We start from the raw sequence: 13,654 nt of genomic DNA on the forward strand, positions 1-13,654 counted from the left end.
GGTCAATTTAACCCCAGGTTGCGGCACCGGATCCGGGTGGTCAGCATCCGGCGGCGGAAATTGTCATTATACGGTCCCCAGTTCTGTCCGGATGGGGTGGTATAGGTTGTTGTATGGGTGAATTGGGGGTCCTGACGGCGGGCCCTGGCCAGGACGGTCATCTGGACGGACCGGATATCAGCGACCGTTGCGGTGATGTTCCCGGATGCATTATAATAGAGAAATTCCACTGCCTGGATACTCTCGGCAATGTCCTGGTATCCGCCGGCATTGTTTGTCTGCATGCCGATGTCAATGGGATCGGGAACCCCGTCTCCGTCATTGTCATTATCCGGGATCCCGTCTCCGTTACTGTCTGCATCCATGGCAAATGAAAATCCGAACTCAAGGGTCTCGGGGCCGTCTACAACCCCGTCCCCGTCCATATCGGTGGTCATCTGAAACCGCCCGGGAAGAGCCCATACGATCCCGAAATTCCCGCTTCCCGTGGGATCATACCCGGCCATGCGGAGTTCCGAGGTGATGATGGATAAGGCCGCCCGGATATTCTGCTGCATCTCCGTGACCTGATCCTGGGCGTAGTAGGTCTTCTGCTGGGATGTATAGGCGGCATAGGCGCCGATCATGATAAGGCCGGCAATGACCATGGTGATCATGAGTTCAATCAGGGTAAATCCTTTATCCTTTCTCATTGCCAGGCCCCTCCGTCCCATCTCCAGATTTTGACCAGTCCGCTGACCCGGGTCCCCACGGCATAGCAGATATCCTGGTTCGGGTTTTCCAGGTAAGCGTATCCGCCGTTGCCGATTCCCTTGGAATTCACAGTTAAGATATTCACCGGAGAAGAATAACTGATATTATCGGGCGGAAGCGGATCCCCGCTGCCAGGGCTGCCGGCGGTCACATTGCCGGGACCGAACCTGACCCTGTTGTTGTAGGCCGCCGCCAGGTCAACGGTCCGGAGAATGTTGTTGTCTCCGGTTCCGGTATAATCGTTTGCCCCGTCCCAGCCATCGGCCCCGGGGTCATCACACAGGTAATACCGGTTGTTGGCCGTATCAAAGACAATGGCCGTGCTTGAATTGTTCTCCACGGCGATCATCCTGGCCTCCTGCATGGAAGAGTATAGATCCCTTGCAGCAGACTTAAGATATATATTGTCCTGCCAGGAGGAAAAATTGGCGATGGTGACACTGGCCAGCACAACGATAATGATCAGGACAAGGACCAGTTCGATGAGGGTGAACCCGGAGTTATTTTTCATTTGCATGAATGTATTGGATTTTGTATTCTTCATTATATCCTGTATTATCAATGCTGGCATTGGCAAAGTCAATTTATTTTAAAGCCCTGGGCCAAAGAATTGCAATAACAATACCACGCAGACCCGTTTCATCCCGGACGGTTTGCCTTATGCGTTGAATTTTCCGGAATACCCGACGCATGGCAGACCTTTACAACCGGGGCGATGAAAGAGCAGAACCCTCTTTTTCATGGTATAAAAAGGAAAGGACCGTTGAAATACGATTATGGGATGGTGATATATGGCTGTAAAATTGAAATATAGAAAAACCGGGTTGGGATTTGGGTATCTCCTTTGGATCTTTTTTTTCGTACTGGTCCTTGGGGTTTTCCCGGCCGGGGCGGATTTTTATCAGTACAGGGATTCCGGCGGCACCATTGTTATTACCGATGACTTGTCACAGGTCCCTGAAACCCAAAGGCCCGGAGCAAGGTCTTTTGAAGAGATCGTCGAAAAAAAATCAGGCGATCACGAGAAACAAAACTCCAGTCCTTCCGCCTCCAGTTCCGGGACTGCGGGTGAAAGCGGCGCCCCGGACAAGGTTCAGAATCCTGAAATGGAAACCCTGAAAGCCTGGCTGAATCAGGAGGAAAAAGAACTTAATCAGGAAAAAGAGGCCTTGCTTGTCCTTAAGGAAACCCTGAAGACACCTGCCGGGATTGAAGAGTACAACGCCAGGGTCCAGGCCCTGAATAAAAAAATTACCGCCTACCAGATCGAACTCGATAGGTTCAACCGGAAATTGAAAGAGATTGACAATCCTGAGTAAACGATGGACAATTTTTGACCATGGGAGCGTGGTTTTGACTTTCAGAGAAAAGTCAAATTTATTCTCCATTTATCGTTTCCGGGCAAAAAATCTAAAACTTTCCGTAAAAGGCCTTTCCGTCAATTAATCTTCCGTCTAAATTGACTTTTGGGACAATTCGTTTTAGAAAGACAGGACCAGCCAAAATCAGCAAAAGAGCTATTTATAGAGACCGAGGAGAGACAGATGAAAAATAAGACAGCAGAACGGAAAAGAACCGGTTTCACCCCCTTATCTGCCCTGATCCATATCGGGTTTGGGATTATGATCATGATATTTCTCTCCGGATGCGGGGGGAATCCCTTTTCCAGCAGCCCCGAGGACGGAGCCTCTTCGGAACCGCCTTCATCCAAGTCCAAGAAGACCACGGCCGTGTACTATGATTTTGTGGATGTCCTGGTTCCCATGGAGCTGAAAATCGTCAAGGACAGGACCATGGTGGTAACCACGCCCGGATTCAGGTCGGGTGTCCTGACCCTCAAGGGGCGGGTGGACAGCCGTTCTCTTTTTAACTTTTTCAATAACAATATGCAGAAGGACAATTGGGGGATCATCAGCCAGATCAAATCCCCGGGGACCACCATCATGGTCTTTAATAAACCCTCCAGATGCGCCGTGATCACCATCCGGGACGAACAGATCAACACCTATGTGGAAATCGGGGTGGCGCCCACGGTAGGGGATGCGAATCAGCACTTTTCCTCCCAGGACATGTCTGAATCCGACCTGTCCAATTAAATCCGGAATTTTTCATGATCAAGGACAATCATATTTTACTGGGCGTCACCGGAGGGATTGCCGCCTATAAGTCTGTCGAACTTCTACGCCTTCTTAAAAAGGCCGGGGCCGACGTCCATGTCGTCATGACCGAAGCGGCCCGGCATTTTGTGGGCCGGACCACCTTTGAAGTGCTCTCTGAAAACCCAGTGATCACAGATCTCTGGAAAGACACAGGTTCTTCCGTGGCCCATATCGACGTGGCCTCCCTGGCAGACGGGGCCGTGATCGCTCCGGCCACGGCAAACTGCATTGCCAAGCTGGCCCAAGGCTTGGCCGACGATGCCCTGACCACCACCTTCCTGGCCGTAACCTCCCCCATCCTGGTCTGCCCTTCCATGAACACGGATATGTACCAGAATCTCAGGGTTCAGAGGAATCTGGATCTTCTGGAACAGGACGGGCTCCATATTCTCGATCCGGATGAAGGGGTCCTGGCCTGCAAGACAGTCGGGGCAGGGCGGCTTCCCGAACCCTGGTTTATTCTGGACAGGATCACGGCCATGCTGAACCCAAAAGACCTGAAGGGGAAAAGACTCCTCATCTCTGCCGGGCCGACCCGGGAAGCCATTGATCCGGTCCGGTACATCTCCAACCACTCTTCGGGCAGGATGGGATATGCCGTTGCAGCAGCCGCCGAAAAAAGGGGAGGGGAGGTCACTCTGGTGTCCGGTCCCGTGGATCTGGCCCCTCCGCCGGGGGTTGGTCTCATCTCTGTGGAGACCTGCGACCAGATGGCCCGGGCCATGCTGGACGAACTTCCCCGGGCCGACATTATCATCAAGGTGGCGGCTGTGGCCGATTACAGGCCTGTTCACCAAGAAGAGCTCAAGATCAAGAAAACGGTCGGGCAGACCCAAATGACCCTGTCCATGACGGAAAACACGGATATCCTTAAAAAGATCGGAGAGTTAAAAACAGACCAGCAGTTTTTGGTAGGCTTTGCCGCAGAGACCCATGATCTGGAGGTCCATGCCCGCATGAAAATGGAAAAAAAGAATCTGGACATGATCGTGGCCAATATGGTGGGGGGGGAAGACTCCGGATTCCAGTCCCGGACCAATAAGGTGAAGATCTTTTCCAAGGACGGAAATTTCAGGGATGTTCCCCTCATGGAAAAAACCAAGGTGGCCGATATTGTTCTGGATACGATCCTGGGTCATCTGGGATAACGGCCATGCCTTCCAAAACCCCGGATAAAACGGAATCTTTTGATATTTCCCTTTCCCTTGACCGGGTGATCAGGGATTTATCCCAGTTTGTTTCCGACCAGAAGGACCTGGACAATATTGGTTTAAAGATTTCCGACTCTTCAAAACAGATCCTGGAGTCCTGGGTTCATCCGGAAACAATGCCCGGCCCGCCGGGAAGAGATTTTCTTTCCCAGGGACCTGAAAATTCTAAGATTTGGTTTGTGGACACCCAGCCCTCTTTTTTCAAGGGTGAACCTGGTGCCCTTTTAAAAAAAATCATCCGGGCCATGAATCTGGACCCGGCCAAGGTATTCATCTGTACCTGCACCCGGCCCGAAACCCTGGAAAATAGACTCAAAATATCCTGTCCGGACTTTCTCATTCTTCTGGGAGAGAAAACCGTCCGGTGTTTTACCGGTTCCCGGGAGTCCATGGAGAAGATCCAGGGACGCTTTCTTACCTGTTGCGGGATTCCGGCCATGCCCACCTATCATCCCAATGATCTGCTGGCGGAGCCGGACCTGAAAAGGCCGGTCTGGAATGCTCTTCAACAGGTAATGACAAAGGCGGGTCTAAAAAAATGAGTCCCCCCAACCTGATCCTGGAGGAGTTCATCCATGTCCTGGTGGCTGAAAAGGGATATTCCCCCCATACCTGCCGGGCCTATCGGTCCGATTTGATTCGCTTTATCTCTTTTTTTCTTTCCCGGACACCGGATGGGGAACGTCCTGAGCATGCAAAGGTCATTTCCCGGCAGGAGAGTGAAACTGAACTCCAGATTCGTTTTTTACCTTGCGCTCGCGGGATCCGAAAGCAGGACATCCGCCAATACCTGGCTGCGGAGGTCCGGGAGGGGCGGTCAAAGAAAACCCTGTCCCGGCGCCTTTCTTCCCTGAAGTCCTTTTTCAATTTTTTGGTGCGGGCGAACCATATGGATCTGAATCCGGCAGACGGGGTGCCTTTTCCGAAACTAGAAAAAACCATCCCCAGGTTCCTGACCATTGACGACCTTTACAGGCTTCTGGACTCAATTCCCACTGCATCCTGGATGGACAAACGGAACCTTGCCATGTTTGAGACTTTTTATTCCACGGGCATGCGGGTATCGGAAATCCATTCCATGGACATGGATGACATTGACTTTAATTCCCAAATGATTAGAGTCTTTGGCAAAGGCAGCAAGGAACGGGTGGTCCCTGTGGGGAAAAGGGCTTTGGCCGCCATTGAAACCTACAGGGCCGCCCTGAAGGAAAAGTGTACCCCGGTTTTTTTAAACCGGTTTCATTCCAGGCTGAGCAGCCGGTCCATTCGGAGGATCTTGGACAAGATCGTCAGGGAATGCGGTCTCTTTGTCCCGGTTTCCCCCCATACCCTGCGCCATTCCTTTGCCACCCACATGCTGGATTCCGGTGCCGATCTGAGGGGGATCCAGGAGATACTGGGGCATGCCAGCCTGTCCACCACCCAGGTCTACACCCATGTGAGCATGGATCATCTGACCCGGGTATATGACAAGGCACACCCAAGGAGCTGAAAACCAAGGAGTTTTGATACAATGGCAGATTTTGATACATTCCACGGCACCACCATACTGGCCCTGAGGAACGGGCAGGGAGTCGTGGTGGCCGGAGACGGCCAGGTCACCCTGGGCAATATCGTGACCAAGCACAAGGCCAGAAAAGTCAGAAGAATATACAACGATAAAATTATCACCGGGTTTGCCGGGGCCACGGCCGATGCCCTGACCCTTTCGGAAAAGCTGGAGGAAAAACTGGAAAGGTACAATGGGAGTCTGACCCGTGCCTGTGTGGAACTGGCCCGGGAATGGCGGACGGACAAGTATCTTAGGCGCCTGGAAGCCATGATGATCGCCGCAGACGAATCCAATACCTACCTGATCTCAGGGAACGGGGATGTCATTGAGCCGGATCAGGGGGTGATCAGCATCGGGTCCGGGTCTGTTTCCGCCCAGTCCGCCGCCGTCGCCCTGATGGAGAACACCGACCTTTCCCCCAGAACAATCGTTGAAAAGGCCATGGCCATTGCAGGGGATCTTTGCATATACACCAATCACCATGTGACCCTGGAAGAGATAGAATCCGACCCGATAAACCCAAAAGAAAAGTAAAATTTAAGAATGGAAGATTTAAAACCCCAAGAAATTGTAATCGAACTGGACAAGTATATCATCGGCCAGGACGATGCCAAAAAATCCGTGGCCATTGCCCTGAGAAATAGGTGGCGGAGACGCCAGCTGGACAAGGACCTCCAGGAGGAAATCGCCCCCAAGAACATCATCCTCATCGGCCCCACCGGCGTGGGCAAAACCGAAATCGCCCGGCGCCTGGCCAATCTCACCGACTCTCCCTTTTACAAGGTTGAAGCCTCCAAATTCACCGAAGTGGGATATGTGGGAAGGGATGTGGAATCCATGATTCGGGACCTGGTGGAGCTTACGGTCAACAATCTCAGGGCCAGGCAGCAGGATTCGGTCCAGGAAAAGGCGGCCCGGATTGCCGAGGAACGGATTCTGGATATTCTTCTGCCTCCTTCATCCCAGCATACCGGGATCAGTGGAGACAACTCCATTGAGGTGACCGGCACCCCGAACTCTGAGGAAAAGTCCGGGGCCGGGACAAGGGAAAAGCTCAAGTCCATGCTCCGGAAGGGCAAGCTGGACAAACGGATGATCGATCTGGATGTGGCAGACAAAACCTCTCCCATGGTGGAGATTTTCTCAAACACCGGTATGGAGGAAATGGGCATTAACGTCCGGGACATGCTGGGGAACCTTATGCCCAAAAATACCAAGCGGAGAAAAGTTTCCGTCAAAGAGGCCATGAAGCTGGTAACCCAGGAGGAGGCCTCCCATCTCGTGGATATGGAACGGGTAAAGACAGATGCCATTGCCATGGTGGAGCAGTCGGGTATCATATTTATCGATGAAATCGATAAGATCGCCGGCAAGGAAAAAAGCCAAGGTCCGGAGGTCTCAAAGGAGGGGGTCCAGCGGGATCTGCTGCCCATTGTGGAGGGCTCTTCCGTTCCCACCAAGTACGGCACGGTAAAGACGGACCATATTCTCTTCATTGCCTCGGGCGCCTTTCACGTATCCAAACCCTCGGATCTGATCCCGGAACTCCAGGGGAGGTTTCCCATCCGGGTGGAGCTCAACTCCCTGGGGGCCAAGGAGTTCAGCCGGATCCTGACCGAGCCCAGGAACGCCCTGATTCTCCAGTATATCGCCCTTTTACGGACCGAAGGGGTGAATCTCTCCTTTTCCCAGGATGCCGTGGAAAAGATAGCCGACATCGCTGTTGAGGTGAATGCCACCACGGAGAACATCGGGGCGCGGAGGCTGCATACCCTCATGGAAAGACTTCTGGAGGAAATTCTTTTCAAGGCACCTGATGTTGATGTAAAGGATATAGTAGTTGATGCAGGCTTTGTGGAAGACCAGTTGATGAACATCGTAGAAAACCAGGATTTAAGCAGGTACATCCTATGAGCCAGACCGTTGCAGACATATTAATTGAGGCCCTTCCCTATATCAAACGGTTTTCCGGGAAAACCATCGTGGTCAAATACGGGGGCCACGCCATGAAGGATGAAAAACTCAAGCAGGATTTTTCCAACGACATCACCCTGTTAAAGTATATCGGCGTAAATCCGGTGGTGGTGCACGGGGGAGGTCCCCAGATCAACCTGGTTCTGGAGGCCATGGGCATGACCTCCACTTTTATCCGGGGCATGCGGTATACGGATGAATCCACCATGGATGTGGTGGAAATGGTTCTGGGGGGAAAGGTCAACAAGGATATTGTCGCCCGGATCAACCAGGAGGGAGGAAAGGCTGTGGGTCTCACCGGAAAGGACGGGGGCCTTATCCTGGCCGAAAAGATGAAGATCCTTTTCCAGGAGGATGAATCCAAACCCCCGGAAATCATTGATCCCGGCATGGTGGGGGATGTCAAGGAGATCAACCCGGACATCATCCACACCCTGACGGCCAAAGGCTTTATCCCTGTTATCGCACCGGTGGGCATCGGCTCCCGGGGAGAAACCTATAACATCAACGCCGATGTGGTGGCGGCCAAGGTGGCAACGGCCCTCCAGGCAGAGCGCCTCATCCTGCTCACCGATGTGGACGGTGTCCTGGACCAGGAAAAAAAACTGGTCTCTACCATCAGCGGGAAGACCGCAGGCGAGATGATTTCCGACAACCGGATCTCCGGGGGCATGATCCCCAAGGTGGAAAAGGCCCTGGATGCCGTCCGGGGCGGGGTGGGAAAATCCCACATCATCAACGGCAGAATTCCCCATGCACTTCTGCTGGAATTATTTACGGATTCCGGAATCGGCACCCAGGTTTATTTAGAGGGTAAAGGCGAAAGGATAAAGGATGACTGATTCTATTCAAAAAACAGACGATTTTGTATTCCAAACCTATCTGCGCCAGGGCAGTGCCCCCTTTGTAAAAGGGGAGGGGACACGTCTCACGGATTCCGAGGGAAAAACCTATATAGATTTTCTGGCGGGTATTGCCGTATGCAACCTTGGGCATTGCCATCCCAGGATCACCCGGGCCATTGAAAAACAGGCATCCACCCTGGTCCATGTGTCCAACCTTTTCTATACCCGGCCCCAGGCCGATCTTGCCCAGGCCCTGGTCGAGAACAGCTTTGCCCGGCGCGTTTTTTTTGCCAATTCCGGTGCCGAGGCCAACGAAGGGGCCATCAAATTGGCCCGGAGATTTTTCCAGGTCAAAGGGGACACCCAACGGCACAAGATCATCACCATGGAGCAGTCTTTCCACGGCCGGACCATGGCCACCCTGTCCGCCACGGGACAGGATAAAATCAAAGACGGGTTTTATCCCCTGCTGGAAGGATTTATCCATGTGCCGTTCAACGATCTGGATGCCCTGAAGAATGCCATGGATGACACGGTCTGTGCCGTGATGCTGGAACCTGTCCAGGGAGAGGGGGGGGTGATCCCGGCCGATCAAGGCTATCTGGAGCAGGTCAGAGCCCTTTGTGATGAAACCGGGACCCTGCTGATATTTGACGAAATTCAGACCGGCATGGGCAGGTGCGGCACCCTGTTTGCCCACCAGGCCTACGAAGTTTTTCCGGATATCATGACCCTGGCCAAGGCCTTGGCCAACGGCTTTCCCATCGGCGCCGTGCTGGCCACAAAAGAGGCGGCCAAAGGCTTTGGGCCCGGAAGTCATGGCTCCACATTCGGCGGAACCCCTTTGGCAACGGCAGCGGCCCTTGAGGCCCTTTCCCTGATTTGTGATCCGGATTTTCTTGCCCGGGTCATTGAAACAGGAGATTATTTTAAAGAAAAATTAGGGGAACTCAGGGACCGGCATGAGCGGGTCAAAGAGATCCGGGGCAAAGGCCTTCTCATTGGGATGGAAATCGATGAAAAGGCCGGGGCCGTTGTCGATGCCTGTTTTAAAAAAGGCTTTATTATTAACGGAATTCAGGATAAAGTCCTGAGGTTTGCGCCCCCATTAATTGTGGAGAAAACTGAAATCGACCAACTTGCGGCTGTTCTGGACAGCCTGTTGTAAACCGGAGGCATGTTTTGAAAAAAGATCTCTTATCCTTGCTGGACCTTGAACCAAAGGATTTTAAACACCTGTTTGACAGGGCCCTAGAACTCAAGAAACGATACGGCCGGGGAATCATGGATACCCGGCTCACCGGAAAAACCCTGGGCCTGATTTTTGACAAAAAATCAACCCGCACCCGGATCGCCTTTGAAACGGCCATGATTCAGATGGGAGGCCATCCCATCTACATGAGCACCCAGGACACCCAGATCTCCAGGAACGAACCTGCCAAGGATACGGCAAGGGTGCTCTCCCGGTACATTGACTGCTTGGCCATGAGAACCTTTGATCATGGTCTTGTGGAAGAATTTGCAGCCACTTCCTCAATCCCGGTGATCAATGCCCTGACCGACTCTTTTCATCCCTGCCAGATCCTGAGCGATATCATGACCGTTATCGAACACAAGGGCGGATATGAAGGGGTGAAGATCGCCTGGGTGGGGGACGGCAACAACGTGGCCAACTCCTGGATCAACGCCGCCTCGGTTCTGGGTATGAACCTTATCCTGGCCTGCCCGGACGGACACGGGATCCGCCCGGAGATCCTTGAGGGTTCGGGAGCGGAAACCAAACCCAATATTGTACTTACAAACGATCCCAAAGAAGCGGTGAAAAAGGCCGACGTTGTATATACAGATGTATGGGCCAGTATGGGGGAAGAAGCTGAACTGGAACACAGAATCAAGACGTTTCAGGGCTTCCAGGTCAATAAGGAATTGTTATCCGGAGCAAAGCCAGATGTTCTTGTCATGCACTGCCTGCCGGCCCACAGGGGGGAGGAGATCGCAGAGGATGTCCTGGAAGCGGCAGACGCGGCCTTCTGGGACCAGGCAGAGAACAAGCGTCACATGCACAAGGCCATTCTGGAAGCCCTCATTCTCAATGGATAATTGAGAATGGATAATTGAGAATCGGGGAATTAAAAATATTATGAGTGAAAAACTTTGGGGCGGCAGATTTTCCGAATCCACAGACGAACTGGTGGAAAAGTTCAATGCCTCCATTGACGTGGATAAGCGCCTTTACGCCAGCGATATTGAAGGGTCCATTGCCCATCTGAAGATGATGGCCAAGGTGTCCATCATTGAGGAAGAGGAGGCCCGGGCTCTGATCCAGGGTCTGGGCCGGGTCAAGGATCGGATTGAAAAGGATGAGATCGCCTTTTCAAACAGCCTGGAAGATATCCACATGCACGTGGAGGATGCCCTGGGCCGGGAATGCGGAGATCTTGCCCGGAAGCTGCACACGGGACGAAGCAGAAACGATCAGGTGGCCCTGGATGTGCGCATCTACCTGAAAAAGGAAACCCGGCATCTCATTGGGATGCTCAGGGCATTTCAAAGGGCCCTGGTGGGCCTGGCCCGGGAACATCAGGATGTGATCATGCCCGGCTACACCCATCTTCAGCGGGCCCAGCCTGTTCTCTTTGCCCATCATCTTCTGGCCTATTATGAGATGTTTAAACGGGATATTGAACGTTTGTCAGACTCCCTGAAACGGGTGGATGTCATGCCCCTGGGAGCGGCTGCCCTTGCCGGGACCACCTATCCCCTGGACCGGGAATATACCCGGGAAGTCCTGGGATTCGGCAGTGTATCCGACAACAGCATCGATTCGGTATCGGACCGGGACTTTGTCATTGAATTCATCTCCCATGCATCCATCTGCATGATGCATCTCTCCCGGATGTCAGAGGAACTGATCCTCTGGTCCTCTTCGGAGTTTTCCTTTATCACCATTTCCGATGCATTTACAACGGGTTCCAGCATCATGCCCCAGAAAAAGAACCCGGATGTGGCCGAACTGGTCCGGGGCAAGACCGGCCGGGTCATCGGGAATCTGGTTTCCATCCTCACCCTGATGAAATCCCTGCCCATGGCCTATAACAAGGACATGCAGGAGGACAAGGAACCCCTGTTCGACACCGTGGACACCCTGAATATCTGTCTTGACGTATATACCCGGATGTTTCCACACATCAGAGTGAATCAAGAGGCCATGCTGGCCGCCTGCCAACGGGGATTTTTAAATGCCACGGACTTTGCCGACTATCTGGTCAACCGGGGCATGCCTTTTCGGCAGGCCCATTCCGTTGCGGGTCAAGCCGTCGCCTTTGCCCTTGGGCAGAACAAAGAACTGGAGCAGCTGAGCCTCTCCGAGCTGCACTCTTTCAGTGACCTGGTTCAGGAAGATGTATACGGATTCATATCCCTGGAACAGATGATTGCCCGACGGATCACCTATGGCGGAACCGGATTTGCCGGTGTAAAAGAGGCCCTGGACCGGGCGGAAAAGGAGCTGAATATTTAGATGAAGATAAACAGAACATTGCTCTTTGGGCTGGTCTGGCTCACCGCCCTGGCCATGGTCACGGCCTGCGGCAAAAAGGGACCGCCCCTGCCGCCCCTGAAAGAAGGCCTAAATCTGGCCCCCCCCATTGACCTGACCTTTCAATTGACCGGAACCCGGGTTTTTATCCAATGGAACCATAAAACAGATCCTGACAAGGCCCGGGTCAGACCCGAAGCCTTTGAGGTGTCTGCCGCTGTCAAGGGGCCCGGCGACTGTGAGGGCTGTCCCTTTGTGTTTAAGTCCATGGCCACGATTCCCATGCCGGATATGAAATATGAACTGACCCTGGATCCGGTCAGCAGATACTATTTTCGGGTTCAGGCCCTGGGCCCGGATGGTATGAGAAGCAAATATACCCAAACCATCTTGGTCGACCCGTCCGGGACGGGTCAGAATTCAAGCGATTAAACCGGGTTGTTCCCATAAATATCAGATCATGTCTTCTTTGACCGCTTTTCTAAGTATCGGCTCCAACAAAGGGGAGAAAAAAGAGAACCTGGACCAGGCAGTCCAATGTCTGGACCAAGATCCCTTTGTCTCTGTAAAGGAAGTTTCAAAATTTTACCGGACCCGGCCCCAGAACTACGCAGACCAGGACTGGTTTATCAATGCTGCCCTGCGGATTGAGACAAAGGCAGACAACCCCTTTGGACTTCTTGAAATTCTAAAGCGGATTGAGTCTTCCCTGGATAGTGCCGGGAAGGCGTTCAGATTCGGCCCCAGGAAAATTGACCTGGATATTGTCTATTTTGAAAACTGGATTCTGAAAACCGCTCTTCTTGAAATTCCCCATCCCAGGATGCATGAAAGATGTTTTGTTCTAAGGCCCATCTGTGATATAGGAGCGGATACGATTCATCCGGTTTTTAAATTGAAAACCATTGAACTCTTGAAAACAATTGAAAATGAGAAGGATCAGGAAGTGATTCCTCTCGACCCAAAGGAGGACTGAGTTGAAATTTTTTATAGATACGGCAAATATCGATCAGATCAAGGACGCCAACAGCATGGGAATGGTGGACGGCGTCACCACCAACCCGACCCTCATTGCCAGGGAAAAGGGTGAATTCAAGGAGATCATCGCCCAGATCTGCCAGATTGTGGACGGACCGGTGAGTGCGGAAGTCATCAGCCTTGAAACCGACGGCATGGTGGAAGAGGCCAGGGAGCTGGCCAGGATCGGGAAAAACATCGTGGTTAAGATTCCCATGACCGTTGAAGGACTCAAAGCGGTGAAAACCCTTTCGTCCGAAGGGATAAAGACCAACGTCACCCTGGTGTTTTCCGCACTCCAGGCACTCATGGCTGCCAAGGCCGGAGCCACCTATGTATCTCCCTTTGTGGGACGTCTCGATGATCTGGCCCAGGAAGGCATGGGGCTTATCGAAGAGATCGTTCAGATCTTTGCCAATTACGAGTTTGACACCCAGATCATCGTGGCCAGCATCAGGAATCCCCTCCATGTCCTGGATTCGGCCATGATGGGGGCTGACATCGCCACCATCCCCCACGGTGTCCTGAAAAAGCTGGCTTCCCACCACATGACGGACAAGGGAATTGAATCCTTCATGGCCGACTGGAACAAGAAAAAGGGGTAA

At 52.7% G+C, this 13,654-nt stretch carries 16 protein-coding genes; 14 read left to right on the forward strand and 2 right to left on the reverse strand.

Annotated features, from left to right (window positions below; all coding sequences use genetic code 11):
* Positions 1 to 2: 2 nt before the first annotated feature.
* Together F608_RS0125215 and F608_RS0125220 are read right to left on the reverse strand one after the other, a co-directional pair.
* Positions 3 to 692 (reverse strand): prepilin-type N-terminal cleavage/methylation domain-containing protein, encoded by a 690-nt coding sequence (locus F608_RS0125215; RefSeq protein ID WP_022668520.1) that lies wholly within the window; start codon positions 690 to 692, stop codon positions 3 to 5.
* Entirely contained in the window at positions 689 to 1,297 is a 609-nt protein-coding gene (locus F608_RS0125220) for a GspH/FimT family protein (protein ID WP_022668521.1), read from the reverse strand. Before F608_RS0125220 ends, F608_RS0125215 begins: the two co-directional genes overlap by 4 nt.
* Positions 1,298 to 1,544: 247 nt before the next feature.
* Between F608_RS0125220 and F608_RS0125225 the strand changes: the two genes are divergently transcribed.
* The 14 genes from F608_RS0125225 to fsa all read left to right on the forward strand — a co-directional run bounded on the left by F608_RS0125225 (position 1,545) and on the right by fsa (position 13,654).
* Positions 1,545 to 2,072, forward strand: coding sequence for a hypothetical protein (locus tag F608_RS0125225; protein WP_022668524.1), 528 nt, complete (start codon positions 1,545 to 1,547; stop codon positions 2,070 to 2,072).
* Positions 2,073 to 2,297: 225 nt separating this feature from the next.
* Positions 2,298 to 2,849, forward strand: a complete 552-nt coding sequence (locus F608_RS33335) for a hypothetical protein (RefSeq protein ID WP_022668525.1) — start codon at positions 2,298 to 2,300, stop codon at positions 2,847 to 2,849.
* A gap of 14 nt (positions 2,850 to 2,863) precedes the next feature.
* Positions 2,864 to 4,060: a bifunctional phosphopantothenoylcysteine decarboxylase/phosphopantothenate--cysteine ligase CoaBC gene (gene coaBC, locus F608_RS0125235; protein ID WP_022668526.1), complete on the forward strand. Its 1,197-nt coding sequence runs from the start codon at positions 2,864 to 2,866 to the stop codon at positions 4,058 to 4,060.
* 5 nt (positions 4,061 to 4,065) lie between these two features.
* Positions 4,066 to 4,665, forward strand: a complete 600-nt coding sequence (locus F608_RS33340; protein WP_022668527.1) for a uracil-DNA glycosylase family protein — start codon at positions 4,066 to 4,068, stop codon at positions 4,663 to 4,665.
* Between the two features lie 11 nt (positions 4,666 to 4,676).
* Positions 4,677 to 5,615 (forward strand): site-specific tyrosine recombinase/integron integrase, encoded by a 939-nt coding sequence (xerA, locus tag F608_RS0125245; RefSeq protein ID WP_027363113.1) that lies wholly within the window; start codon positions 4,677 to 4,679, stop codon positions 5,613 to 5,615.
* Between the two features lie 21 nt (positions 5,616 to 5,636).
* Positions 5,637 to 6,209: an ATP-dependent protease subunit HslV gene (gene hslV / locus F608_RS0125250; protein ID WP_022668529.1), complete on the forward strand. Its 573-nt coding sequence runs from the start codon at positions 5,637 to 5,639 to the stop codon at positions 6,207 to 6,209.
* A gap of 9 nt (positions 6,210 to 6,218) precedes the next feature.
* On the forward strand, positions 6,219 to 7,589 hold the full coding sequence (hslU, locus tag F608_RS0125255; protein WP_022668531.1) for an ATP-dependent protease ATPase subunit HslU: 1,371 nt from the start codon (positions 6,219 to 6,221) through the stop codon (positions 7,587 to 7,589).
* Positions 7,586 to 8,491 carry an acetylglutamate kinase gene (gene argB, locus F608_RS0125260; protein ID WP_022668532.1) on the forward strand — a complete coding sequence of 302 codons (906 nt, stop codon included), beginning with the start codon at positions 7,586 to 7,588 and terminating at the stop codon, positions 8,489 to 8,491. Before hslU ends, argB begins: the two co-directional genes overlap by 4 nt.
* Positions 8,484 to 9,662, forward strand: a complete 1,179-nt coding sequence (locus F608_RS0125265; RefSeq protein ID WP_022668533.1) for an aspartate aminotransferase family protein — start codon at positions 8,484 to 8,486, stop codon at positions 9,660 to 9,662. The genes argB and F608_RS0125265 overlap by 8 nt, the downstream gene beginning before the upstream one ends.
* A 14-nt stretch (positions 9,663 to 9,676) precedes the next feature.
* Complete coding sequence (argF, locus tag F608_RS0125270; protein ID WP_022668534.1) at positions 9,677 to 10,594, forward strand: ornithine carbamoyltransferase; 918 nt, start codon at positions 9,677 to 9,679, stop codon at positions 10,592 to 10,594.
* A gap of 40 nt (positions 10,595 to 10,634) precedes the next feature.
* On the forward strand, positions 10,635 to 12,014 hold the full coding sequence (gene argH / locus F608_RS0125275; RefSeq protein WP_022668535.1) for an argininosuccinate lyase: 1,380 nt from the start codon (positions 10,635 to 10,637) through the stop codon (positions 12,012 to 12,014).
* Positions 12,015 to 12,464: a hypothetical protein gene (locus tag F608_RS0125280; RefSeq protein ID WP_022668536.1), complete on the forward strand. Its 450-nt coding sequence runs from the start codon at positions 12,015 to 12,017 to the stop codon at positions 12,462 to 12,464. It begins immediately after the preceding gene.
* Between the two features lie 28 nt (positions 12,465 to 12,492).
* Positions 12,493 to 13,008, forward strand: a complete 516-nt coding sequence (gene folK, locus F608_RS0125285; protein WP_022668537.1) for a 2-amino-4-hydroxy-6-hydroxymethyldihydropteridine diphosphokinase — start codon at positions 12,493 to 12,495, stop codon at positions 13,006 to 13,008.
* A gap of 1 nt (position 13,009) precedes the next feature.
* Positions 13,010 to 13,654, forward strand: coding sequence for a fructose-6-phosphate aldolase (gene fsa, locus F608_RS0125290; RefSeq protein WP_022668538.1), 645 nt, complete (start codon positions 13,010 to 13,012; stop codon positions 13,652 to 13,654).

This window comes from Desulfospira joergensenii DSM 10085 (assembly GCF_000420085.1).
Taxonomy (GTDB): Bacteria; Desulfobacterota; Desulfobacteria; order Desulfobacterales; family Desulfobacteraceae; genus Desulfospira; species Desulfospira joergensenii.